18 protein-coding genes and 1 riboswitch are annotated in these 24,070 nt (G+C 42.6%); of the genes, 7 read left to right on the top strand and 11 right to left on the bottom strand.

The window, feature by feature from the left end:
• Positions 1–760: 760 nt before the first annotated feature.
• The 5 genes from ABLT31_RS27890 to ABLT31_RS27870 form a co-directional block, all read right to left on the bottom strand.
• Positions 761–1,429, bottom strand: a complete 669-nt coding sequence (locus ABLT31_RS27890) for a GGDEF domain-containing protein (protein WP_367758017.1) — start codon at positions 1,427–1,429, stop codon at positions 761–763.
• Positions 1,430–1,595: 166 nt separating this feature from the next.
• Positions 1,596–2,003 (bottom strand): hypothetical protein, encoded by a 408-nt coding sequence (locus ABLT31_RS27885; protein WP_367758016.1) that lies wholly within the window; start codon positions 2,001–2,003, stop codon positions 1,596–1,598.
• A gap of 76 nt (positions 2,004–2,079) precedes the next feature.
• On the bottom strand, positions 2,080–2,253 hold the full coding sequence (locus ABLT31_RS27880) for a hypothetical protein (protein WP_367758015.1): 174 nt from the start codon (positions 2,251–2,253) through the stop codon (positions 2,080–2,082).
• A gap of 762 nt (positions 2,254–3,015) precedes the next feature.
• Entirely contained in the window at positions 3,016–4,896 is a 1,881-nt protein-coding gene (locus tag ABLT31_RS27875) for a multicopper oxidase domain-containing protein (protein WP_367758014.1), read from the bottom strand.
• An 82-nt stretch (positions 4,897–4,978) separates the two neighbouring features.
• On the bottom strand, positions 4,979–6,631 hold the full coding sequence (locus tag ABLT31_RS27870) for a plastocyanin/azurin family copper-binding protein (RefSeq protein WP_367758013.1): 1,653 nt from the start codon (positions 6,629–6,631) through the stop codon (positions 4,979–4,981).
• 873 nt (positions 6,632–7,504) lie between these two features.
• Between ABLT31_RS27870 and ABLT31_RS27865 the strand changes: the two genes are divergently transcribed.
• A complete protein-coding gene (locus tag ABLT31_RS27865) occupies positions 7,505–7,636 on the top strand; it encodes a hypothetical protein (protein ID WP_367758012.1) in 132 nt (43 codons plus the stop codon).
• Here ABLT31_RS27865 and ABLT31_RS27860 read toward each other — a convergent pair.
• From ABLT31_RS27860 to ABLT31_RS27835, 6 genes are all read right to left on the bottom strand, one after another.
• Positions 7,620–9,674, bottom strand: coding sequence for a cellulose biosynthesis cyclic di-GMP-binding regulatory protein BcsB (locus tag ABLT31_RS27860; protein WP_367758011.1), 2,055 nt, complete (start codon positions 9,672–9,674; stop codon positions 7,620–7,622). The genes ABLT31_RS27865 and ABLT31_RS27860 overlap by 17 nt on opposite strands.
• A 17-nt stretch (positions 9,675–9,691) precedes the next feature.
• The gene (locus ABLT31_RS27855; RefSeq protein WP_367758010.1) at positions 9,692–10,939 is read right to left on the bottom strand and encodes a glycosyltransferase family 2 protein; all 1,248 of its coding nucleotides are present in this window, start codon (positions 10,937–10,939) and stop codon (positions 9,692–9,694) included.
• The gene (locus ABLT31_RS27850) at positions 10,936–12,519 is read right to left on the bottom strand and encodes a DUF2334 domain-containing protein (RefSeq protein ID WP_367758009.1); all 1,584 of its coding nucleotides are present in this window, start codon (positions 12,517–12,519) and stop codon (positions 10,936–10,938) included. The genes ABLT31_RS27855 and ABLT31_RS27850 overlap by 4 nt, the downstream gene beginning before the upstream one ends.
• Complete coding sequence (locus ABLT31_RS27845) at positions 12,509–13,360, bottom strand: GGDEF domain-containing protein (RefSeq protein WP_367758008.1); 852 nt, start codon at positions 13,358–13,360, stop codon at positions 12,509–12,511. The genes ABLT31_RS27850 and ABLT31_RS27845 overlap by 11 nt, the downstream gene beginning before the upstream one ends.
• A complete protein-coding gene (locus tag ABLT31_RS27840) occupies positions 13,344–14,462 on the bottom strand; it encodes a glycosyl hydrolase family 8 (protein WP_367758007.1) in 1,119 nt (372 codons plus the stop codon). The genes ABLT31_RS27845 and ABLT31_RS27840 overlap by 17 nt, the downstream gene beginning before the upstream one ends.
• A gap of 47 nt (positions 14,463–14,509) precedes the next feature.
• Positions 14,510–14,594: riboswitch (cyclic di-GMP riboswitch) on the bottom strand.
• A 74-nt stretch (positions 14,595–14,668) separates the two neighbouring features.
• A complete protein-coding gene (locus tag ABLT31_RS27835) occupies positions 14,669–14,797 on the bottom strand; it encodes a hypothetical protein (protein WP_367758006.1) in 129 nt (42 codons plus the stop codon).
• 66 nt (positions 14,798–14,863) lie between these two features.
• Here ABLT31_RS27835 and ABLT31_RS27830 point away from each other — a divergent pair, with 66 nt between their 5' ends.
• The 6 genes from ABLT31_RS27830 (at position 14,864) to ABLT31_RS27805 (ending at position 24,067) form a co-directional block, all read left to right on the top strand.
• Positions 14,864–15,016, top strand: coding sequence for a hypothetical protein (locus ABLT31_RS27830; RefSeq protein WP_367758005.1), 153 nt, complete (start codon positions 14,864–14,866; stop codon positions 15,014–15,016).
• Positions 15,017–15,773: 757 nt separating this feature from the next.
• Positions 15,774–16,625 (top strand): trypsin-like peptidase domain-containing protein, encoded by an 852-nt coding sequence (locus ABLT31_RS27825; RefSeq protein WP_367758004.1) that lies wholly within the window; start codon positions 15,774–15,776, stop codon positions 16,623–16,625.
• A gap of 318 nt (positions 16,626–16,943) precedes the next feature.
• A complete protein-coding gene (locus tag ABLT31_RS27820) occupies positions 16,944–18,410 on the top strand; it encodes an S-layer homology domain-containing protein (protein ID WP_367758003.1) in 1,467 nt (488 codons plus the stop codon).
• Positions 18,411–18,671: 261 nt separating this feature from the next.
• The gene (locus ABLT31_RS27815) at positions 18,672–18,902 is read left to right on the top strand and encodes a hypothetical protein (RefSeq protein WP_367758002.1); all 231 of its coding nucleotides are present in this window, start codon (positions 18,672–18,674) and stop codon (positions 18,900–18,902) included.
• Between the two features lie 860 nt (positions 18,903–19,762).
• Positions 19,763–21,847 carry a dockerin type I repeat-containing protein gene (locus ABLT31_RS27810; protein ID WP_367758001.1) on the top strand — a complete coding sequence of 695 codons (2,085 nt, stop codon included), beginning with the start codon at positions 19,763–19,765 and terminating at the stop codon, positions 21,845–21,847.
• A 537-nt stretch (positions 21,848–22,384) separates the two neighbouring features.
• Positions 22,385–24,067, top strand: a complete 1,683-nt coding sequence (locus ABLT31_RS27805; protein ID WP_367758000.1) for a GDSL-type esterase/lipase family protein — start codon at positions 22,385–22,387, stop codon at positions 24,065–24,067.
• Positions 24,068–24,070: the final 3 nt, after the last annotated feature.

Here is a 24,070-nt window from a genome sequence, read left to right as displayed (position 1 = left end):
CCAACTGCTAATCGGTTACTCATGATATCAATCCTTTCACTTTCTTTATATTGTATAGTGGAAGCGCTTTATTTGAAAGAGGAGTAAGTACCAGTTATACAAATGATTCATAAGTCTCTATCTAAACCAGAACGTCCCTACCAACTTGAAACCATTGGTTAAGATCAAACATACTAAAGGCCAACGCTTTACCTGAGCAAAAGGGGCAATCCCTGATAGGTCGATACTTAGCTTATTAATAGCTGTCTCTTTCATCTTTTATGCTGATATAAATAGAGTCGTACTCGTATGTGAGTTTGAAACCATAATCATAAGTGCTTAAAAGTTTAGATGCAATTGTAGGTATTTTTACCCAATACCGAATATTTTATATAGACTTAAGAACTAAATGCAGGTCTTTCGTAATGTTTTAAATCCAACAAAAGGAGAGAGGAATTTTTGAAAAAGATACTCATGTATAGTCTTTTAGCGGTTAGTCTTGCTTTAACCCCTACTATTGTTTTTGCAACGTCAACACCTCAGGGAAGTAGTGTAGCGCACAGTAAGGGATTTACCTACTCTGGCTCCCAATGTCATCAAGCTAATCTTACAAAAAAGGACTTTTTCGAAATCGCCTTACAATCGATCTGTATACCATTTTATTGGTATATCAATGCAGATCGCTGGTAATGGGAAAGAAATCGAAGAAGTCTTTTTTTAATGGAATGCGGAACGGAAAAGAACTGAACAAAAATTAAGATGACTGATTTATCCAGTCATCTCACATTAATTTCATTATTCTTTCTTTTTCATGAACATGATAGGTATGTTTTTGACTATAAAGATTTTGATCAGCTTCATTGATCATCTCTTGGAGAGACTTCACATGATCATGGGCAATGGAAATTCCAATAGAAACGCTAATGTCCATATTCATGGAATCAGATAGGTCCCTCAACATTTTATGAAGGTGGTGTTGAAAAGAGGTGATATCCGAGTCACAAGGACGACTGATAAGTAAAAGAAATTCATCTCCGCCCCATCTGGCGACAACGTCCTGTCGTCTCGTGTTCTGTAAAAGGATCTGGGAAATACGATGAAGCACCTTATCGCCAGCTTTATGTCCATAGGTATCATTTATGGATTTAAAATTATTGCAATCAAGTAGTATTAAGCAGAAACATCTATTATTTTTTTCACACTTGGATGCTAAACCCGTGAAAAGTTTCGGGATCATTCTTCGATTATACAATTGGGTTAATGGATCTTTTGTCGAAAGATAGGTGACTTTGTCATAGTGAAAGCCAAAAATCCATCCCACGATAGTGAAACACGCGGTCGTAAGGGTAGTCTTGAAGTTCTCTAGTATGGAAATGTCATGGATAAGGTAGAGATATAAGGTATGTATGAGAATAAATAGAGAACCTATGATTCTCCCTTTGCGCTGCATAGAATCACCACCATTTTTACTATAATCATAGTGTAAATGATATTCTTAAAAACTTCCACATATTGTTATTTACTGTACAAAAAATTTCTAGAAAATGGCCCGCCTTCCTGTAGAGGGAAGGCGGCCTCTATTAAGGTCTATACCCATTGAGAATGGTTGAGAAGCATTATGAAGTCAATGAACACAGGAAATCCCAAACACGATATAAAAGGAAACCGGCAACTGCTCCTAAAACAATGGCTAAACAAATGGCAGTAATGATCCATAAAAAGGAAAGCTTATCGTTGCTTGATGCATTTTGGTTTTTTGGCGTAATGGGTTTAACTATAAGGATATCAAAAGGGAATAACCCATTTTTTTCTTTCTTTATTGTCTGGGGCATTATATCATTTTCATTTATGCTTTTAAATAGAGTATTGCGATCTTTATCAAGATCATAAAAGACTACGTAATTGCTTTTTCTAATCCAATTTGCATTATATCTATGATTCTTGGGATGACTATAGATAGGAGGACTTTGTTTTTTGATTGGGGTAACTGGTGTGCCCTGTTTTTTAAAAAAAGTCTTTTTCATGATTTGGTAATAGCAATAGATAGTCAGGCAAATAAATGAAAGACATAAGATAATAAACCAAATGATCTCCATAAGCTTATACCATCTTTTTGGCTAATAAGGCCTTCAGAATGGAAATGCATTGTTCCGCTTGAGCTTTAAAATGTAAATCCCCATACTTTTGATATAACTCGATGTATGTATTATGAGAATCTAGGTGATAGTTGATGATTTTCATGCGATTTGCCTCGTTCCAATTTAATCTACTCATGTAAATCAATCCTCTCTTTATCGATGGATGCCACTAGAAAGAGGGTCTTTTCATTTTCTAAAACCTCCTAATGGATGTATATGAACGAACAGCTCATCTAATGAGTCTGTATAAAAATCCATACATATTGCTGAATTTATGGGCGGATTGCTTATATCAATCTCTCATAGGTTCTATAACCCCTGAGGAGAACTGGTTCCTACCGGAAGCTAGTTTCAAAGTTTGTTATCTAGTATGATCCTAGTTTTGATTTTATAAACCCATATATTGATAGACAGGAGGCTAAACTTTTTGACTTGGGACATTGATTGTGGCCTGCTCATCAGAAGAGTCCACCGTATAAAAATATTGTCGATTGAAACGGGTTGAAAGGTCGGCATTAATCAATAATTGAATTTATTAAGATGTTTAAAAACATAACACTTTATGGTAATTATAAGTACTTACAATCGAGTGGATTAAACCCCCGCCTCCAAAGGGACTTCCTCCAATTGGATAGGGAATAGAAGATCCGCATTCTTTCCATACGTAACCACAGTTACAACTACACATTGTTCACCCAGTAGCTCGTTTTCTCTTAACTCCTAATATTGAGGCCTACTCCCATCTTTAAGATGAGAAGTAGGCCTTGATGGTACCATTTTCCTTTTCGGCTAATTATTACATTTAAAGAGTCATAAGACCAATGCATATTACTAAAGGGATTACCAAACTTATTCCCAAATCGTTATGCCGGAACCCCATCCATCTACTCGGAACAGGTTACTCCATCTGATTGCCTGCGTTCGGATCAGGCGTAAAATGAAGAAGATAATCCCTGTAAGAAATACTGGTTCCCATACCTGCTGCGGCATGCTGGAACTTATGGCAATGGAACATCCAATTGCCCGGATTATCGGTTATAAATGCCACTTCATAGGTTTCTCCCGGCCTTACATTCAGCGTATCCTTCCAGAGCGGCGATCCTGATATCGGCTTCCCATTCTTGCTCAGCACTTGGAAAAAATGTCCGTGAAGATGCATGGGATGATCCTCTTGGTCTACATTTCTCATCGTCACTTTCACTTTCTGGCCTTTATTTACCAAAATGGGCTCAAGATCATGCATCACCTTCCCATTGATTGTATATTCATCCCGTCCATTCTTATCTAAAGCCATCTCATATTCCACATCGAATGCAGCCCATTCCTGGCGGGATTCTTCAACTGCCTGACCATACTCCGTAAGAGCTAATAATGACTTGGCTGAAATTGGATTGCCTTGCCTTGCCTGGTTTTGTCCCGGAAACTGAAAGTCAACCCTCGAAGCGGCCAAGATGTTTCCCTGCTGTACTTTGGCCAGATAGGTTTCCTGAGAGCTGTCTGCGATAAATTCGAGATCATAACGCTCACCCGGCGCAATGGTCAACAGTGCATTCCGAATAGCCTGGGGCTGGCGGATCGGCTGCCCATCCGTATGTGTTACCTTATATTCGGCTCCATGGAAGTAAACATCATATTCCGTTCGGCCGATATTCAACAGCCGCAGCTTCACCCTCTCGCCATTTTGGACGGAAAGCTTAGGGATCATCTCTCCTGTTTTTCCGTTCATGCCAAATGCATCAAGCATCACGGCATAATCGCGGTCATATTGAACCTTGGGATCCTTTTCCTCGACGATCAACGCTCCGAACAATCCCTTATTCACTTGCTCCACTCCTTTTTGGTGGGAGTGATACATATAGGTCCCAGGCACATTGGCCTTGAATTCATAAATAAAGCTTTGCCCAGGCTGCACCGCATTTTGGGTCATACCGGGAACCCCATCCATCGGGTTAGGCAAAGGGATTCCATGCCAATGGATCGTTACCGGCTCAGGGAGTTCATTGACCAATTTTGCCCTAAGTGTATTCCCTTCCTTTATCCGGATCTCCGTGCCGGGGACTTTTCCGTTAAAAGCCCATACTACCTTAGTCATATCGCTGGAAACCTGCCATGGGGCTTCCTTTGCCACCAACGTAACTTCCTTCACATTAGGGTTGTAATTGGACGCTCTAGCGATGATGACTGCTGCTTGGGCTCTGGTCACCCGATCCGCAGGACGGAAGGTTCCGTCAGGGAACCCTGTAACGATTCCTGCCTGCACCGCTGCTCCGATCAACCCCGCATGTCTTTCGACTTTCGCCCGATCCTTGAAAGATGATGCTTTTTCATTCAGAGGCAAAGCCAAGGAGCGTGCGGCCATAATGGCCATCTCCTGGCGGGAAATCGGCTGGTTGGGAGAAAAGGCGGAGCCATATTCCCCCTTTGCCATCACACCTGCATCCAGTGCTGCTTCGATATAAGGATTTGACCATCTACTTTCGGCCACATCGGAAAAAGATGTTTTTCCCTTTACTAAATCAAACCCTTTTGCTTGAACCAGCATCGTGACGAACTGCTCCCTGGTCACATCGCCCATAGGCCGGAAGGTTCCATCCTCAAAACCGTTGATGACTCCCGAATTGACCAGTTGAGTGATGGGCATTTGCGCCCAGTGCCCCTGAATGTCCAAAAAAGCTTTTTTCCCATGCTGATGATGCATTTCCATTGTCCATCCGCTATCCGCTGGAAGGAAGATCATGGCTAGGCTTGAGATAAGGCTAATGTACTTCAAGGTTTTCAACAAAAAAACCCCTCTCTTGTCGGATCTCCTGTTTAAAGAAAGGCGCCCATATCTCGCATTCAGATACGGGCTGATGATATCCTTATTCTGTTACTATGACTTTACCCGCCATTTCAGGATGGAATTGGCAATAATATTCGAAGGTACCCGCCTCATGAAAGGTATAGCTCCACGTATCTCCCGTATTCATGTTGCCGCTGTCGAACTTTCCCTTGAGATCAGTTACGGTATGGGGCTCTGCATCGCTATTGGTCCATGTGATTTTGCTGCCCTTCTTGATGGTGATTTCCTTTTTGGAGTAGGCCATATCCTTCATATCGATGACGGTTTCGGCTGCCTGCCCGTGTCCTTCATGCTGCTGACCTTGATGGGGCTGATCCGGCTTTGTTTGCTTGGCATGCCCTGCCTGAGGCACCGTTACTTCTAGCATTCGGGTTGCTTGATCCCAGGCATAGGAACCGCCTAAGGCATTGACCATATCAGCAACAGGCGCATAACTGTGCCCATCGTGAATATGGGGAGCGGGGTCGTAGCCGTATGATAATTGCTTGCCATTGATGACGACCTTCACCCCTTTGGATGCGTTCAAGGTGCTAGGGACCTGATGATTTGCCCCAACGTTTGCAATGACTGCCCTATGCTTGGCATCCCAGGCCACGTTCCCGCCGAGCGCTTCCATGAAAGGCTTAATGGATGCATAGACGTGGCCGTTATGAATATGCGGGAGCTTAGCGTTATAGACAAGAGGAATCCCGTTTACCGTCACTTTCACTGCATCCTTCGGCAGGACGACAACCTTTCCTCTCATGGCATCGCCGGAGTGAAGATAGCACTCATACTCGTAGGTACCCGGTTTGGTAAAGCCCAGTTTATAAGTTTGGCCGGCCATGAGAATTCCGGAATTGGTGAACCCGGTCCCATCAAACGTCGATCCTCCTGCAGGTGGCATAAATGCTGGATTCAATCCCTGTGGGGTAAACATTTCCAAATCCGCCGGTTTATTAAACGTAACCCAGTGAATCTCATAGTGATTGTCATTGAGCCATTCTATGGAATCTCCCTCACTGATGACCATCGTTTCAGGCAGCATTCGATTGACCGTGAATCCAGAATGACCAACCCCCAAGGCCATTTTGTATGTAAATGAACCATCAGGATTCTTTGCATGAGTTGCGCCATGCTTCGCATTCCTTAACGCCTCCGCTTGGGCGATCAGCTCCTTTTTTTGGGCTTCGCCTGCTGCCGCCTGCTGCTCTTTGCTCGGCATTGGCTGTCCCTTTGGCAAAACAACTACAGTTCCTCTCATTAAAGGATGGAGGGCACAATAATATGGGAAAGCTCCGCTTTGGGTAAAGGTGATAGAATAGCTGTTCCCCGGTTCCAGCATGCCGGAATTCAACAGGGACACCCCATCCCATTTTCCGCCGCTTGGTGCACTAGGTGCCATCGTTTGCGGAGCATTCGGATCCAATGGTGCATTCCCCGCCAAGAAAGTAACCGTATGTGGGGTGTAAAAGGATTGATTTTTAAAGCTAATCGTATCTCCTTCATAGACGTAGATCACATTCGGAAACATAGAATCCAAGCTGACCCCGTCTTCTGTCGCTTTCCCGACTGAGACTTCCCACGTTTGTCCGGCCGTTGCCACAGTATCAGCTGTTGCGGCAAAAGCGCCATGGAATGGTGAGCCCATCAGAGAAGCTGCAAGCATTAAAGCACCAAAACCCTTTTTCATTCTCCATTTCTCCCTTCATTCAGTCAGAATAGTTAACGATTCCTCGGTTTTCTACCAAAGTATACAGGTATAGGAAAAATTACCCAATACTATAGTAATACATCAAAGCATTCGTTTGAAGTGAAAATTATCGACATTTTCTGATTATTATACAATGTCAGACCCTGATTTAGATGGCTCCCATGTCGGTGATTTTGGAACGGGATACAGTTCTTTAAATTACCTAAAAAACCTGCCCATTGACCGTGTTCGAGACAGTCACTAGCCTGGGAATAGTCTAAAAGCCCCCCTGTTATAATGTCGAGATGATTCGTATTACTTTAGTGACCGGAAAGTAAAACCATGATTGCCGTCAAATACCTAACCTTGAGGAGGAATATTCATGAATGTGTTGTTCCGTTTCAATTGTTCTTGTTGTGGGAAGGAAAAGCTAACGGATTCGGTTATATTAAAGTGCTGCGATCAACTCATGAAAAATGTTGGACATGTCATCATGTCAGACCAAGATATACAAAGATTAAAGTGTTAGAAAGGCATCTTCGCTGTCATCAAACCAAATGGAATAAATAATTTATAAGCTATGTCCAAATTGGAGATAGCTTTTTTTTTGTAAAAAGATGTTTAGTAAGATGATAAGTATTTGACGTCAAATAGAATTTGTATGAAAATGGAAAAAGCGATAGGCGGTCCATTTTATAGAACAAACGTTCTGTTGTAAATGGTAGATGATATTTTAACGATATGGATGTTCATTAAGGAGTCCTGATAGGAAGGGATAGTATAGATAGGCTTTCTAAAGAGTGGAGGATTGCTCGAAGAAACTTGACAGTTAGTTTTTTATAGTGATATTAAATAATTTATAAGGGGGAGAGCATGAGTAAAAATTTCTCGGATAAAGAGGGGGCAACCAAGGAGGAAATGTGGGTGTTTGGGGCTTTGGCCTCCTTGGTTATCCTCTTTCAAATCGGTGCAGCCATTAAAATCCTGATTATCCTTTTCTTCTAGTTTTCCAGAGAAGGAAGCTGGTCGCCGCTAAAATAATCAGAAAGACAGCAATGAATCCGAGCCTTGTTGACATTTCTGAACGCTCATGGGAAGCCCATTCTTTTAGTTCGTCCAGCTTCGTGGTGGGAGGCTCGGCTGGCTGAGTAAGGAATGCATGCACATTGCGAGAGCGGTCGATCAGGACCAACTGACCTTGGAACTTCTGATAGACGTTTCGGTCGATAAAAGCCTCCTGCAGTCTTTTCAGTGAGGGCTGATCCGTTCCTGCAATGAATACCCTGTACTGATCGTTATCAGATGGTGCCAAAGCTACGATCCCTACCTGGTCTTCCAAGCTTTCAAGCAACTGCACATCCGGATGATCGGCTTTTATCTTTGACCCATGGAAGCGGATGGGCAGCTGGGAATCAAGCCCCTCTTTCAACGGAAGACGATGGGTAAGTCCCACATAAACAGCATGGTGATTGGAAACTTCTTGTTGATTTGATTCCCCAAGAACGACTTGAATCGGATCATTGGCAAAGCTGTTTCTTCCGTATACCCCTAGTACATTATAGAACAAGCTAAGCTCTTCAGACTGGGGCTGGGAAGGCAAAACGAAAACGGTGTCCTTCCATCCATTTTGGTTCATAAAAGGGTAAGGCAGAGATTTCAGATCAGCCGCTTGCTTATATTGATGGTCAATGCTGAAAAACGAATCTTTACTGACGACGGCCCAGTTGCCAATTTGCGTATTGCCTGTGCAGGCTTCTGTTGACGAGGTGAATTGAAAGGCCACCTCTACGTTCACAAATCCTGCCTGAAGCATTTCTTTCGGTATGGTGACATTCATGACACCGGCTTCGCTGGATTCTTCCGTTAAGTACTGGCTGGCCACAGGAACATCGTTCACGTGGACAACCATGAGAGACTGGGCAAAGTTTAAGGTCTTGGAATGACGGTACTCTAGCGTCAGCTTCCCGTTTTGGGTAACCTCGACTTCCTGGGGCAGGGTGTAGTTGATCATTGCTGAACCGACAGAAACACTTTCGATCACGAGATCTCCGTAGCCTAAACTGCCAATGGACAATCGATTTTTCAAGTTGTCCGGGTGAGTCGCATTCTTTTTCTCCAGCTGTTCGGGTACATCCAAGTAATGGCCGCTTAGCTGAGGAATCAAATCGGTATCCGACAGCAGGATCGAGGCGTTCTCGATCACTTGAGGGCTTCCAGTGACATACAAAATAAATTTAGCCGAGTTCCATGGGGATTCAATCAGGCTAATTCCATCCTGAACCCCGGCGATTTTTCCGATTTCCTTCCAGCTTCCTCGCTCTCCTAGCATCACGATATGGCTATTGCCTAATGCGTCCATCTCCACATCTGATTCGCGAAAAGCGGAAAACATCTGATTCGCCCCTGCTGCTTGCTGGGAAAAATACTGCGTAATGCGCGCAAGAGCCTGAATTTCCTTTTCAGTAGGATGATCCGGAAGAACGAATAGGGTTTGTAAGGGCTGTGTACTGGCCTTTTCAAAAAATGGACTTGGGTACCAGGCCAAATCCGCTTTTTCAAACATTTGACTCAATTTTAAATGAACATGGCTTTCTTTGTGGATAATCATCCAATTGGCTTCATTGTTCTGGTCTTGGCATAGGTTCCCGGATACTTCCATTCGGGATTTAATCGAAAGCTTATGAAATCCCGGTTTAAAGCCCAAATGAGAGAGGTCGAGCCGCCAGTGGGTTTTACTCATGTTGGTCTGGTCTAAATACTGACTGGATAAAGGCACGTCGTCCACCAGTACCGTAATGGTGGACCGATCCGGTAGTAAGGTGGAAGAGTGACTGAAGAAAAGATCGATATAGGACTCCGGCATCACTTTTCTGCTTTGTCCTACCTGGAAATAATAGTCTTGCTGATTGCTTACGCCGGTAATGACCCGATCCTCGGAGAAGATAAAGAGATTTTCCGCGTTCTGAGGCAGGAGTGGACTCGCCTGAACGGGGAGCGCAATAAGCTGAAATAGAAGGAAAAATAATATCAATCTAGGCACCATGATTCACCCGCTATCCATTAGAAGCGCTGAGTTTTTTCCCATTTCGCTTCTTGTTTTTTTATTTTGAGCAATGCGTTCATCCAAGTGGCCCGGATGACAATAATGATCCAGAACTGCGCATAGGTGACATACATCAGCATCACCATGAGGAGATTATGCAGCGTGAGTTCGGTTTTCTCAATGCGCAGCGTAATCATGATTTCTAGGATAAACAGGACATAAGCCAGCAGCCAAAGCAGCAGGTAGGGGCCTGGTACCGTAATTTTTGCGATATCGAGTAATCCAAGAACAAAGATGAAGTTGGACATCATCACGCCGCCTAAGAAGAGGAAGTACGTAATGAAAAAGTAAATTAAGTCGAATTGGATTCTCTTTTTTTCCATCTTAAAAAGCTTAGGCATATATTTGACGATCACATACTGATTGCCTTGAGCCCAGCGAGTTCGCTGCTTATACCAGACCTTCCATGTTTCCGGCTCCTGTTCCCAGGTGATCGCGACGGGCCAGAACCGGATCATATACCCTTTTTCATAGACCCGAATGCTGAGCTCTGTATCTTCAGCTAGCGCATCCTCATCCCAGCCGCCTAAATCCTCAAGAATGGAACGTCGGATGAGGAAGTTCGTTCCCGGAATGGTGGAAATTCCAAACCATTTCCAACGGCCCGCTTGCGCCATCCATTGAAAGCTGATGGTTTCGATATTGATAAAACGAGTCAGGCTGTTTCGCTTCCCATTGATCACGCGAAATTTGCCGACGACAGCCCCTACCTGAGGCTCATTCAAGATCCCGACAACCAAATTTTTCAGAGCCGCCCGTTCAGGTGTGTTATCCGCATCGTAGACAACAATATATTCTCCGGTAGAATGCTTCAAGCCTCGGTTCAGAGCACCTGACTTGCCCTTCCCGCCTTGCTCAGGCGTGACGTGGATTGGGATGACAAAGGGGAATTTGCGGGCAAATTCATCAACGATTTCTCCTGTCTTGTCCTTAGACTTATCGTTAATGACAATGATTTCAAGCTGATCCTCGGGATAATCTAAGTGGACCATGGCCTCTAAGGTGGCCTGGATCACGACATCTTCATTGTGAGCCGGAATGAGGATGGACACTCGGGGCCAGGATTGAACCTGGCGTATCAGGTCATCGGCCCCTTTTTCCATTTTCATGGCATAGAGATATCCGCCCTGGGCCAAAAACATGTAGTACAGCAGCATGACCCAGATGATGCTTAATGAGCATAGAAACAAAACGTCGATATTCATCCGTGAATGTCCCTTTCACCAAAGAGCCGGCTTGAATTCTTCTTCCTTAGTTTTAATAGATTAAGGATAAACAAGAGGCTAAAAAGCATAACCAGGAGGACAATCCCCCACAGGATGTACTGAAAGTTCCTCGCAAAAAAGCCTTGCTGCATTTCATCTTTACCGAGGGAGTGAAGAAGTTCAGGGTTGGTCACGTTGATCTTAACCCCCCCGACCCCTGAAGAAAGTTCTACAAAGTCGGTCTGAACTCGATTCGGCTGATCGGCTAGGCTGATATAGCTTAAGGGATACTGCTCGAGCCACTGGACAAGCTCTGATAGCCTTTCTAAAGGAAGATAGGTATGAAAATATACGCCAATGATGCTATCGCGCACGATCCCATTTTTTTCTAGGTTTCCTTTGAGTTCCTCGAGAAAGAAGGGGACACCGCGAACGTAGCCCATGGTTTCCGGAATGACGGTGAGCCCGTTGAATCGACTGAAATAGGGAACGCTCTGCATGACCTGTTGGGTTTGATCGGAAAGCTGAATGTGCCCCATCAGGGTCGTAAAGTAATCTCCAATGATGCGGTAGCCCTCCTTAGATAAGGCGTAATAAGGAGCTTGGAAGGCTAGCGGAATCAGATCATGGCGCACAAGAATAGCAATGGCTTCCTCCAGCTTCTCTCGCAGGTAGGTCTCTTCCTGAGGAATGGGCTGATCTTTGAGTTGATCCCAGAACTCAATGGAACCTCCAGTCACGGGATTGACGTGTGAATAACCATGAAGAATGAGGGTGCCGCCTTTATCTGCCGCGTATTGCAGTGCTTTGACTAGATCAGGCGTATCATCTAAGGTAATATACACCTCATCCTTGGGATTGAAGTAAACCGGTCGAACGGCCATCATGAAGGGAATTCCTTTCCCGTTCAGCAGGTTGGCTATTTTTGTAATATGTTCCGGATTGGAGGCAGGGTGGATATCTTCAATCCGAATAAACGCTTGGTGTTGATGAGGATGGTTTTGAGTAAAAAACTCATGCAAAAAATCGGCAAATAGATTTCCTAATAATCCCCAAAGCTGGAGCGATTGAAAGTGCCAGACCCCTTGCTTCTCAAAAAGAAGAGGATAGTCTAATAAACCGTCATGTGCGGTTGCCCGGATGCGTTCATCCCCAGCCTGACTGAAACGGTAAACCCATTGATCTTTAAGAGGATAGCGTTGCCCATCGTAAGTGACATACGTAATAGGCTGCTGAGTAACTCCTACAGGTTGAGTGACACCGATCAAGCAAAGCGGAATCTGTTTCTTTCTTGCCTCTTCGGCAAGCCTTGCCGGGTTGGGATCATCAGCTTGGCGAGAAAGATAAAAAACATAACGATAGTCATTGATAGCTGCCCGATCATTGGGAAGGAATAACTCCTGGTGACCTTCCATAGAGAAATGTCCTATGAGATTAGCTACAGCCTGGGCTTCCTTTTGGAGGGCTTCTTCCTGATAGAGGATGAGAACCTGCGCTGAATCTTCCCCGGCATGGATGGGTCCGGGTGAATGCAACACGGAGAACAGCAAAATCAAGGAGGTTAAAGCCTTACTCCACATGCTTTTCTAGCCTTTGCTTCGCGAATTGGAAGATGTATCGCGGATCCGTTCCTTCATCAGGGGAGCTGGCTATCCCAAATTTCAATTGAACATCGATTTTTTTCTTTTTCTGTTCTCTTACAATTTCATTCGTTTTGAGGGACTCCTTTAACCTCGAGCGTACAATATTCATTCGATCTGGATGGGTCTCAGGTAGCAAGAGGGCAAAAACGCCATTCTCCAGATAAGCTCTCTTATCGACATTTCGGATAGATAAAGAAATGCCATTGGAAAGATCCCTAAGAAGCTTATTGGTCTGATTTTCTCCATACTCCTTTTGAATCTCGGTAAAATATTTGATCTCGACAAGCAATAGCACCAGAGGTCTTTGGTAGCGTGCGCTGCGCTGTACCTCCTCCTCAAGGTCGATCTGAAAGCGTCTATAGTTAGGAAACTCAGTTACTTCATCTAACATAACCCGTTCATGATAGTTTTTTTCCAATACTTGATATCGTTGAACCAGCTTCTGCAGATGCTCGCCAAACAAGCTGGAAAAGATGGCGATAAGCGGAAAGAATAAAAGCCAGATTAAATCATTCAGGGTTATTTCGGAGATCGTCTTATAAAAGTAAATTCGGGATAAAATCACGGTTCCATGTCCGAAAACGAACAGGATGGAAAAAAGCAGGGCTTCGTTTAATCCGCGGATGAAGCAAACCACGATCAGCAGAGCCGAAAGCATAAAATAAAGGTAGTTATAAGGATGAAATTGGATAGAAAAAATAATGTAAATGCATATCAAGATAACAGAAAGAAAAACCCCTAGCAGATAGAAGTAGGTTCTATCACTTTTGCTTGTCATCCCATATACCCTCGCTTTCCGCTAATAAGACTTGAAGTTGATCAAATGAAAAGGCATCTTTCTCCTGTAAGTCTACAAAGCCACCATAATAGGGGGAATGGGAGTCTTGGACCTGCAAAAGGTAGAGTCTTTCTGCGATTTCCTTTATAAGCTGCTTCTCTTCTGTTTTTTCTAAGATGCGAAGAGCCAATCCGTAAACGGCAGGGGATTCAAATGCTGCCATAGGTTGACCTTCAGGAGAGTAGATGCCCACCAACCGCTCCTGTTGTTCCCATTGCTTTTTAATGAAAGATACCGTTTTATCATCATCTATTCCAGCTTCCCATAGATGAAGCGAGGTATAAAGGCTATCGATTAAGTTGACTTCTTGTTGAGGAAGCCATTGGTTTTGTTGGTAATCAAAGGTTTTGCGATAAAGTCCACTAGCTAACCGAGCGTTCTCTATTAACTGTAACGAATGTTGGTAGACCTCTTCCCAAACCGGGTCGTCAGCAGACAATAGCTTCATCGTGTAAAGGTCGAGATAAGAAATGGTAGTCCTACTTGTTCTTTCATTATCTACCGTATGATAAAAATCCACGAGACAAAAATCTTCCCTTAGATTCCACTTTTTCACACCTTCGGCTAGGGCTAAGGCTTGATGAAGGTGGGAAGTCTCGCCCCATAGGCGGTATCCTAAGAGGAGTCCCCGAATGATCCGAAGATCGTCTATACTGGCATTGCTTTCCGCTTCGAGCTTTCGAGCGGGATCTATCATCCACCTTATAATACTCTCCTTCATTAAAAGATGCTTATTTAGAAATTGCACTTGCTGATCAAAAAGGTCCTTTTTCTGTTTGTTTACGGCATAGAGTAGCAGCAGCCCCGTAGATTCTGATAAGTAGGCATGATTTTTGGCTACATCCGCAACGATCGGATGATCATCCCGCAGATTGGTATACACACCTCCTGAAGCATCCAGCATATGGTTAACGAAAAAGTGATAGAGAGGACTGTCCGAGTCATCCGGGACAATTTTTAATGGGGGTTGGAACTCACAGCGATAAATAAGTAGGAAGAGGCAAAGTAGAAAACCTCCTAAAATATAGCGCTTGCGATTCATGGTGTTCTCCTTACCCGTAATATAGAAAAAACCGACTCCATCCCAAAGAAAGAATCGGTCGGTTGCACTACTCGCTCCCGATTTTCCAAGTGCCCACTGTACAGAAAATCGTTCATCGCATCCATTGATTTAGTTACTTCATAATATAGCATATGAAGAATCAATATAAAATAGCAGTATAAAAGAGCTGCTCTCGCAGCCCTTCGTTAGGGTATTAAATCAATAGCCAATTGAGCCAAAAGGGCTTGGCCATCTGCATTGGGATGAACATCACCGGGAATGAGATATAGATTTTGCTTTGAAAGCATGAGCGATGTAAATCGAATCTGATTCATAGCTTTTTATTGTCGTGTTGGCTCATTTGACTTATTTGGGCGGCTGTCTTGCCGGGGCCCGGCTGTTTGTGGATCAGAATTCTAGCTTGGGTATGGCTGTTCAGGTGGTGGAAAGGAAAAAGAGAAGGAGCTCTTGGAAGACATGAACAAGCGATCATTGGAAAGGGTGTGAATCAACGGATTGCTGTAGAATTTGATTTCAAGGAGGATATCAAATGAGAAAAAAGTGGGTAATTTCTGTCGCTTTGGCAGGTGGGATTGGACATTTAAGCCAGTGCCGGCTTTGCAAGTGGTGGTAATTTCCTTAATAGAAAAGGAGAAACCATTTGTTACAGTTCAAAGGTGAAAAGAATGAATTTTTATCTTTGCTACCTTTTCTTTTTCCTTTTGCTTCTGGTTAGAATATCAAAGCCTAGTTCACCGTTCGGTTTTCACAATGGGGGCACCTGACTGAATTTCCTCCCAGTTCAGCAACAAAAACATCTAAATCTATTTGAAGGGGGCAGGGAAATTGTTTTTCACAATGTTGACATATAATAAAAAGCCTAAGTATGCCATTACCACCTTCTTTCAATTCATAATAAAAACAACGAACGATTTTTTTATTTGGACTCCTCTGTTCTAGTAATTTGTTTGCGGGGCCGATTCTTCAGCTTCACAAACAAAGCACCGGATTCAGTTTCTCTATAGAATCGAATTCCTATGAGGGCAAGCGGTGTCCATATTTCCTTAAAGCGAAAATAAGGAAAGGAAAAGCTAACGGATTCGGTCATATTAAAATGCTGCGATAAACTAATAGAGAATGTTGGACATGTCATTATGTCAGACCATGATTTACAAAGACTTAAGCGATAGAAAGGCATCCCATGATAGGGGATGCTCTTATTGATAACTTTTTTGCATCATAAAAGGGTTTTAAAGGGAGTCGTCGAATTAACTATTTTTGTTAACGACTTTCACCTAGGAGGTTGCAGGATTGAAAAAACGAACGTTGTTCATGTTGATCATCTTTTCCTTGTTCGGCGGATTTGCCTTAGCTAATTCCGGTTCTTATTTTAAGGATCTACCGGCAGATCATTGGGCCTACCCCGCTGTAAAATCTTTAAGTGAATCGGGCATCATCAATGGATTTAATGATGGAACTTTTCGGCCGAATCAGTATGTAACAAGGGCTGAATTATCCCAGATTTTGCATAAACAGCAGGAGGCGATTCAAAAGGAATTCCGTCAAGTCAGTGGATCCGAGGAAGATAAGACGATTAATGCTGTAGCGAATGCCCTTCGCTCTACGGTAGTTGTTAGAGCTTCTTCCAATCAAGGTGCTGGATTTTTTGTGGACCAGAAGCATATTTTAACCGCAAAACATGTGGTTGGTGATCAGAAGAATGTTAAACTATCCTTGTTAGTTGGCTCTCCTTTTGAAGGTGAAGTCATCGCTACAGCCCCCAAACATGACCTGGCCCTTATCAGAATAAAAGGAAGTATTGAACAGGTTAAACCTCTTAAGATAAGTGATAGTTATAGGGTTGGACAAACCGTCATTTCCATAGGCCATCCTCTTGAGTTCAGTTACACCGTCTCCAAAGGGGTAATCAGCGTAGCTGATCGTGGATATGAGGGTAACCGGTATATTCAATTCGATAATCCGATCAACTTAGGAAACTCAGGTGGCCCCCTTATAAATATCAATGGCAATGTAGTTGGACTTGTAGCTAGTAAAGTCTTGGAATTTACAAGGAGTGATACGAAGGAGAAGGAATCCTTTGACGGAATAGGACTAGCTGTTAGAGCAGAGGAAATACAAGAGTTCCTTAAACAACATCAATAGAGTGCCTGTCACCACCTGGATTTTGTCTAATTTTGTATTAAGGTCCTTCTCAGGGGTGATACCCTACTTAAGTTATTTTTAATAATCAAGGCCTGTGCTCATCCCTGCTCGGATGTAGATCAGCTACAGAAATTGATCTTAATCGACTATTCCTGGATTCGGATGGAATTCATAAGTCGTGTGTTCATTAGCTCAATAATGGCAGGAGTCGATTCCATAATTTACTTCTCATGTAAATGATTTAATTTATGTGAAAAATAAGCTATCATAGTAGAGTAGAAAAGACGAGTATACTTAGAATTTAGTAGGAGTGTGTATATGAAAAAAATTATGGGTGCTGCCCTGTCCCTCATGTTAATCGTTTCCCCTTTGTCTGCTTTCGCATCGATTACGGACGAGGTAGACAGGATTAAGGCTACATATCCTCAAGAATGGTCACAGCTAACTCAGCTAGGCGTGAGTGACCAGGAAGTGGCTACATACTTGGATGAAGTGGTTAGCAAGCTAAAGGAAGAAAACATCACGGAAGCAAACCTTTCCGAGCGCGCCAAGATAGTGGGTCTACAGGTCCTTCTGAATGAAAAACATAGCAATCTATTAAATGCTTACAATAGTGATGCATTTAATGAGGAAGAGCTTAAGAAAAACGCCTCTTTCGTGAAGAATATCGTGAAGGAATATGTCGTTGACCAACCATCGACTGGCGGAGGTGGTGGAGGCGGAGGATCGATCAGCGTCACTCCTGTCCCTGTCCAAGCTGTGGATGCCCCTTTGCTGACAGTAGACATGCTTAAAAAGCAGGAGGGTATTGGATTGGTGGAGCTGGAGCAGGCTTCCTTTGCCTTTAAGCTTGACCAAGCATTCATTGATTTGATTTTACAAGATTCCTCTATTAAGCAATTGGTAGTGAAGACCGGAAATCTATCACTCTTGATTCCTACGGATTCTTTAAAAGGAAAAACCGCAGTCAGTCTTTCCCTTAAAGAAATGGACATCCAGGGATCAAAAACACTAACTGCGGGATACCAAGTAGTTATGGAAGGAGATATCCTAGCCGATCTTGCCCTAGAGATGACCTATGCAGCCCAAAGTCTTAGTCTGAATCGCATGGTATCCGTTGAGGTAAATTCCGCGACACAGCTTACTAGAGTTCCGGCTCTATTTAGCCAGCAAGACCAAACGGTAACTGTGAAAATCGAGAATGTTCAAAACGGAAAAACCTATGCAATCTTAAGCAATGAGGTAGACTTCTCGGATATCCAGCAGCATTGGGCGAAGGAAAACATTCGGACCATGGCAGCCAAGATGGTTGTGAAAGGAATGCCTAATGGAGAGTTTGCTCCAAACAAAGTGATCACTCGTGCCGAATTTACAACGCTTTTAGTAAAAGCACTGAACTTGCAGTCATCGGGCAATGCTTCTCTGCCATTTAAGGATGTGAAATCAAACGATTGGTTTGCCCATGATCTAGCCATTGCGTACCAAGCTGGAGTCATCCAAGGTTTAAGTGCGAACACGTTTGCCCCATCAAAAGCACTGAGTCGTCAAGAAATGGCCGTCATCTTAGCGAAAGCCCTTGAACTTCAAGCTGGATCTTCTGAACTCGGCTTCGATGATAAGAATCGCATCGCTTCTTGGGCTCAAGATGCCGTATCTTCGGTAGTTCAAAAGGGCTATATGAAGGGCTTGAGCGATAAAGAATTTGCACCGTTGAAGCAAGCTACTCGTGCTGAAGCAACTACCATTCTTTATCAGGTGCTGAAGGAAAAGGGTTATATAAATTAATAATAGAATGCAAAAAAGCTTCCCCTTACATGGGGAGAGTCCTATGTAAGAAAAAGAAAGATTGTTATTCTAGCCATAATTTCAAATAAGCTTTCGAAGAGGGTGACCCAAAAGTGAGACTTTAGAGGGTCTCCCTTTTATTTTTAACAAAGAAATCACGTGGTAATAATTGGAACTATATCCTTAGAGGGAGCCTTACATACGCAAATGAAGAAGGATTTTGGTTCGCAGAACCGAAGTTATCCTGGTTAGAATAGGGTGATGGAATCCGGGAGGGATTTTACGATACCCGCTTTAGCACAGATGCGGCTTGTTTCACATAGGGAGGGCTACCGGAAGTTTAGGGATCCAGCCAATTTGGAAGCCATAGAAAAATATGCAGCCTTTTTCTTGGATTTTGCCAAAACACATCAAGGTCGAACAAAAAACGACGGCTATCTCGGCAAATGGTGGGAGTTCAGTGGAAAGGAGCAGGGAGTATACATGGAGTAGTTGAAGCTCCAGCTGAGCCCATGAGCAGGCGATGAAAGAGCTAAGTATGGAGGCGTTCACGGTTTGTTCTTTCATACTACTCTCTTCCATCTTCTCTATATTACCTCACATATTGTACTAGAGTTGTGCAAGGTGGCGATAGTACTTTTATTTAGGGATGATGTCACGTTTCTATCGATGGATAGGTCTAATGTTGTAGATTCTGATTAAATCAGGGGTTTTTATATCCCCTAGGAGACATAATACTTTGCTTCGTGTAGTTGTATTTTCTTGTCGCATCAACAGCTCATGTCGAATTATAAAGATTTTTAAAGATTGATTGATTGAATAATAGGAAGTTATAATAAGTATAAATGGTAAAAATTAACTATAAACTAACAAATAGTTACAAAACGTGGTATTTTTGACTTATATCAAGAGTATTATACAAATTTTTTGTAGACATTTTGTGAAAATGTATTATTATAGAGATGTGGTATTTATTGGGTAAAGTTCCAATTGTGACACACTACCTCTATGATAACATTATAGAATGGAATTTTTCCGTGTGGAATAGGTCCTTATTCTTAAATTAGCCTAGTAAACTATATCTAATTCATCCTATTTAATCGAAGAGAATGGATATGATTTTCTAAATAGCAGAAGTTTTTTTGCTTTTTTTGCTGGGTTAATTTACAAAATTATATAAATACTACCATATTAATTGATCTTTCTGTTGAAGGGGGGGGTACTATAGATTCAGGACTTCTTTGCTTATCCTTCAATGAGCAATCAAGTAGGGAAGGGGGAGATTGAACCACAATCTAGTGAATGAAGATAATTAGGTAAAAAGGTTTAAATTCAAACAAAGGAGAAGGAGAATGAAGAATTTATTTAAAAAGATGAAGCAAAAGACAGTGGCTTTGTCTCTGGCGATCCCGCTATTAGTCAGTTCAACTGCCTATGGTGCGATCATTGACAACGGGACGGTCCAATTGGGGATTAATAATGAAGGGCATTTGAACGTTTGGGGAGGCACGCCGTCATGGGAGTCCTATACAGAGGCGGTTGGTCTTCGTTATATCCCTACAAATGGTGAATCAACTGCTCCTGGATGTCTGTGTGAAGGGTGGGGGGTAGCGAATGCTGATCCTGCTACTGGTTCATTTGCAGGATATGCGAACGTTTCTAGTGATGGTGGTGTAAACAACTTAAATGTAGTTGAAAGTGTAGTTACTGCTACATATGACCATACTCTCTCTGAATCTGAAGGAAGCGCATTTAAATCTGTCGTTACCACTGGCGGTGGACGATTGAAGGTTACTCATGAATATAAGCCGGCCTCTACACCAAATCTATATGTTGTTGAAGTAACTATGGAAAATATCGGTACAGACGAAATTGGGGATCTTCGTTATCGTCGAGTCATGGATTGGGATATTGCACCCAGAACGTTTAGTGAGCATGTAGAACTTCACGTAGGAAATGCTGCTAACGTGATTCGTGCAACGACCGACGGGTTCCACTCTGCTAACCCGTTGTATATTTATTCTCCTAGTTCCGGGGGACCCGCTGCTACACTTATTCCTGGTTCACCAGATTACATGTCCACATATGCTACTGACCAAGGATCACTATTTGATTTTGGATTTGGCAGTTTAGCTGTGGGTGAGACTCGCACATTTAAGACCTATTACGGAGCTGCAGAAACCCGTGATCAAATTTTGAACGCTCTAGCTAATGAGGGAGCTGAGGTATATTCTCTTGGAATTCCAAGTGGATCTAGCGGAGAGCCTCTATTTAACGGCCCACATATCTTTGCTTTCGGTTTTGGTGGAGTGGGTGGAACTGTAATTGCGCCACCAGCGCCTGTGTTTGATCCGACTCATGCTTTGCCAACGCCAAATCCTCGTCCAGAGCAAAGTATTGAACTGCCTCCTCACCTTGTTCAACCAACTGTTGAGGTAAGCTTTGAAGGGAATGTTCGTGGTGAAAATGGTGAGTATCTAGCAAAGAAAGAAGAAAATCAAGTAGTATGGGCTAATGTTTATTTGGACAATCTACAAGACGCGAAAGGTCTAGATTTCACTCTATCCTTTAGTCCTAACAATTTAGCTCTTGATCCAAAGGCTGTAACTGGCGAGTATGGAGCTAAAAACTACATTGACTTTGGTGAGTTTACTCATAAGGATTTACACTTGATTTATAATATGGATAAAATGGCTGATGGAAAGGTTAATTTGAGCTTTGCATCCAAGAATGCAGTAACAGGATCTGCAACGATTAGAATTCCGTTTATCGTTACTGGAAACACAGATAGGGAAATTGCCTTTGTTGGTGTTCAAGATTTAGTTGTAGTTAATTCGGACTATGAAGAAATACCTGTAGAAGATTTCGTAAAGCAAATTATTATTCGTACGAAAGGTACTGTTACAGGAAAGGTTACTCTACAAGGCCGTGAAGTTTACAAAGGATCCAGAGTGGTTGCGATGAAGTTAAATGCATCTGGCGCTTGGACAAAAGAAGCAGAAACAGTAACTCACAATACATATGGTGAGTTTGCTTTTGACCTTGTACCAGGTGAGTATATCTTCCTTGCTGACCGTGAGAAATATCAATCCGCAGTATATAAAGAATCTATTGAACTTGTTCAGGCAGATGAGTTTGATATTGAGATGAAACTTAATACTGGGGATGCGGTAGGAACTCGCGGAGTTCGTATCGGGGATGATAAAGTCAACCTTCTTGACTTGACCAGCTTCGTTGAAGACTATGCTCTAAGTTTACCAGCTTCTGCAGACCTTGAGTACTTTGCTGCTGACTTCGATGGCAATGGAAAGGTAGATGTAATTGATTTCTCCCTTTTAGCTATGAACTACAACCTAAAAGGTATTGCAGCTCAAGAAGGAAAATCAACACTAGATGAGTTCATATCCTACCTTGAAACAGTTGATACGTTAAAATAATCATATAGGGATTTTTATACTTAATAGCTAGCACTTGAAAATTCAAATTCAAGTGCTTTTTTCTATTTCGTTAGTATTTGATGTCATTAATCTAGCTTATTTATCTTCACAAATAGGATAAAATTGTCCTAACCGTTACACGTCAAGAAGCGACTGATGCAAAATTTGCTGATTCTATTCAAAACGAATTTGTTCCGGGGAAGGGTGCCAATCGAGCTGACGCGTCAACTATCCTCTATCTAATGATAAAGCAATTAGGTTATTCGAACTAGACACCCAATTGCCATCCAGTACTCAAAGAGGCAGGAGTATTTTCCTGCTTCTTTTTTCTCATGTAAAAAATGAAAAATATCCTACAAAAAAGGAGGAATTTAGGGGATGGAGTCGAATCTTTTTATGGTGAACTATCTCTTTGATAGGTAAAATATCCTACTAAATTTAAAAATGATTGGGAGGTATGGATGAGAAACTAGTATAAAAGTTTAAGGTGGATAGGAAAGATAGATGTTTACAATTAACAGATGGGAGGAATATAACTTGTCAAGCAGAGTTTCAAGGGTGTTAGCTTTAAGTTTGACAATAGTTTTAATGTTGATTTCACCTGTACTCGCTGCTCCCTTACCAACCCAGCCTATTAAGTACTTGGCCCTGGGGGACTCTTTAGCGGCTGGAATGATCCAGGATGGGACAATTAATAAGGGCTACTCCGATTTCTTGGCAGAAAGGTTTAATGGCTTAGGATACTTGGGTTCCTACCAGGAGCGATATGCTTATCCTGGTTATACATCGGAGGATGTTCTCTCGGATATTCGTAATGACGTCAGAAAGTCCATTCCAGGATCGGAAGATGTTATGGGCATTCAGGAAACTATCCGCCAGTCCAACGTTATCAGCTTAACTGTGGGAGCAAATGATCTGCTTGAACAAATCAGTGTGACAGAAGCGGCGTATGCAGATCCGGGTCTAGTTTCCAGTGTATTAACAGAAGTAGCAAGCAATGTTAGCGGAATATTGATTGATATTAAAACTTTAAACCCGCAGGCACAAATTTATGTGATGGGTTATTATAATGCCTTCCCATATTTATCGGATGAGCAGCAACAGCTTGTTGTATCTTTGATTGAATCCTTGAACGACATCCTTGAGCAGGCAGCCGTTCAAACAGGAGGGATATACGTTCCTACATTTGACGCGATCGCAGCAAACTATGCTGGATATATCCCTAATCCTATGAATCCTCATCCATCTGTTCAGGGATATGAAGTGATAGCAGAGCAGTTTTGGAACGCGATGAAGTCCAGCTTGCCGATTAATAGGGTAGAAGCGGCACCGGATAAGTCTACATATGTATCAGGTGAGAGAATTGCTTATAAAGTGAAAATGGAAAATGCAGCTAACCTAGCTCAGATGGCTTTTAAAGTTAATTTTGACCCATCTCGTTTACGGTATGTAGCATATGAAAAGGGAGGAGTTTTGGTTAATAATGAGATTCCGCCCCAGGTAATTAGTCGTACTCCTGGAACCTTTGATGTGCTTCTTGTAAGCAATCAGTTGAGAGATTCGGAGGGTAATCGGCTTTCTGGTTTAGAGCTTGTAAGTAAAACAGAGAAGACGGATCTAATCACTTTGTATTTTGAAGTGATTTCCAAGCCTACGGAGTTTACCCATGCTTTGCAAATCCGAATTGAATCGTTGAATGCTTATACCTTTTTAAACGATAAATTTAAAGAAGTTCCTGTTAGCCTTTCCCAAGAACAAAATATCTCGCTAAATTACAACGGAAAGGTTTCCGGTTTCGTTTCTCTTGATTCTTCACCGATCAAGGAAGGGTCAAAGGTGATTCTAGAATCGGCCGTTAATCCGCTTGATCGGAAGGTTATTACATTAAGCTCTACAGGTACCTTCGAAATTCTGGCAACACCTGGGCAATACCATGTTTACGCATTAAGGGACAGATTCTTAAGCAAAAAAGTTCCAGCCATTACCTTAACAGCGGGACAGCGTTATTCCGTGCCTTCCATTCAGCTTCTATCGGGTGACGCAGATCTGGATGATGTAGTTGGTCTTTCCGATCTAACCAATCTGGTTGAAGAGTATCACCATACACCAGTGACAGCGGACTTCAATTTAGATACTTATGTTGATTTGGTGGATTTGGGGTATTTGGCTAAGAACTATAGGTTCCAGGGGGACCTTGGCAGTAAGCGGTCAGAATACTGATCA

The sequence above is a fragment of the Ammoniphilus soli genome, from assembly GCF_040813775.1.
The sequence above is the reverse complement of the archived record's forward strand: the minus strand, read 5'-3'. Positions and strand labels throughout refer to the sequence as shown.

What these genes read in the sequence shown, in the direction of transcription:
- ABLT31_RS27890 (WP_367758017.1), bottom strand. Translation starts at nt 1,429, where the DNA reads ATGCAGCGCAAAGGGAGAATCATAGGTTCTCTATTTATTCTCATACAT.
- ABLT31_RS27885 (WP_367758016.1), bottom strand. Translation starts at nt 2,003, where the DNA reads ATGAAAAAGACTTTTTTTAAAAAACAGGGCACACCAGTTACCCCAATC.
- ABLT31_RS27880 (WP_367758015.1), bottom strand. Translation starts at nt 2,253, where the DNA reads ATGAGTAGATTAAATTGGAACGAGGCAAATCGCATGAAAATCATCAAC.
- ABLT31_RS27870 (WP_367758013.1), bottom strand. Translation starts at nt 6,631, where the DNA reads ATGAAAAAGGGTTTTGGTGCTTTAATGCTTGCAGCTTCTCTGATGGGC.
- ABLT31_RS27865 (WP_367758012.1), top strand. Translation starts at nt 7,505, where the DNA reads ATGAGTAAAAATTTCTCGGATAAAGAGGGGGCAACCAAGGAGGAAATG.
- ABLT31_RS27860 (WP_367758011.1), bottom strand. Translation starts at nt 9,674, where the DNA reads ATGGTGCCTAGATTGATATTATTTTTCCTTCTATTTCAGCTTATTGCG.
- ABLT31_RS27855 (WP_367758010.1), bottom strand. Translation starts at nt 10,939, where the DNA reads ATGAATATCGACGTTTTGTTTCTATGCTCATTAAGCATCATCTGGGTC.
- ABLT31_RS27850 (WP_367758009.1), bottom strand. Translation starts at nt 12,519, where the DNA reads ATGTGGAGTAAGGCTTTAACCTCCTTGATTTTGCTGTTCTCCGTGTTG.
- ABLT31_RS27845 (WP_367758008.1), bottom strand. Translation starts at nt 13,360, where the DNA reads ATGACAAGCAAAAGTGATAGAACCTACTTCTATCTGCTAGGGGTTTTT.
- ABLT31_RS27840 (WP_367758007.1), bottom strand. Translation starts at nt 14,462, where the DNA reads ATGAATCGCAAGCGCTATATTTTAGGAGGTTTTCTACTTTGCCTCTTC.
- ABLT31_RS27835 (WP_367758006.1), bottom strand. Translation starts at nt 14,797, where the DNA reads ATGAATCAGATTCGATTTACATCGCTCATGCTTTCAAAGCAAAATCTA.
- ABLT31_RS27820 (WP_367758003.1), top strand. Translation starts at nt 16,944, where the DNA reads ATGAAAAAAATTATGGGTGCTGCCCTGTCCCTCATGTTAATCGTTTCC.
- ABLT31_RS27815 (WP_367758002.1), top strand. Translation starts at nt 18,672, where the DNA reads ATGGAATCCGGGAGGGATTTTACGATACCCGCTTTAGCACAGATGCGG.
- ABLT31_RS27810 (WP_367758001.1), top strand. Translation starts at nt 19,763, where the DNA reads ATGAAGAATTTATTTAAAAAGATGAAGCAAAAGACAGTGGCTTTGTCT.